1 protein-coding gene is annotated in these 832 nt (G+C 63.5%); it reads left to right on the top strand.

All coding sequences use genetic code 11. From position 1 onward, the window contains the following. Nucleotides 1–139: 139 nt before the first annotated feature. A partial coding sequence (locus GSQ87_RS01020) for a hypothetical protein (RefSeq protein WP_216838889.1) occupies nt 140–832 on the top strand: 693 nt, incomplete at its 3' end.

The following is an 832-nucleotide window of genomic DNA, read 5'->3' as shown; positions in this document are numbered from 1 at the left end:
TGGGGAGCTGGAAGCGGCGCCAAAAGCCATGGCAGACGGACTAGACGGGCCGTTTGACCCGAACGCGCCCAGGTCTGACCCAAGTTACCCGGACACTTCCGATGAGGACCGAGAAGTCTGTCGCGCTGTCGGCGAGACCGTGGAACGGGACTCGCTTGCCCGACCAAAATCATCGCCCTTCCTGGCCGCAGCCTCGTGGCGCAACGGCGCGTCTGATGTGGGGCTGGGAACCGATGATGAAGGGACGATGCACACGAGCGAGGCTTTGGTGGCGGCGAGGGGCGTAACAAGATCGATTGACGCCTACGGGGGAAAACCCGATGAGCAGCAGCCCTGGTCCGTGACGGCCAAATGGTTCTTCCACAAAGGACGACCGTTCGTCGCGCGCTACGGTGATTGGGGCGACGGCTATCCGGAGTATGTTGGCGCTCTGACGGACGACTTATCGGAGCGTCCGCTCTGCCGGCTTGTGACTCAAGTGAACGTCGAGCTGTCTCCGGTACGCCCTGCCGACGCCGACATTTGTCGCGTGATCTGGAATAGCGGCGGCGAGACGATGAAGCCCACGCCCTTTGGCGCGATGGGCGAGGTTCCTGGACGCGACGTCCCCGGCGGAATCACCGTCATCGATGGGAGCGTCGTTGTGGACGCCATGAATGACGGACACCCCGTACGCATGTACCTCTACGGCGCCAGCTCCGGTGCTGGACCTGGGTGCGACCTCAGCTACTACGACACAGCGCCAAACGACCCGTCATCGACGGTCCATAAGGCCTGGAACGCCGCCCAGGGCTTGGATGTCACTGACGCCTATGCTCGCCGCACTTGCGCG

The organism is Caulobacter sp. S45, from assembly GCF_009765965.1.
Taxonomy (GTDB): domain Bacteria; phylum Pseudomonadota; class Alphaproteobacteria; order Caulobacterales; family Caulobacteraceae; genus CAHJWH01.
Note: the sequence above shows the minus strand (reverse complement) of the source record. Positions and strands in the feature narration are given on the sequence as shown.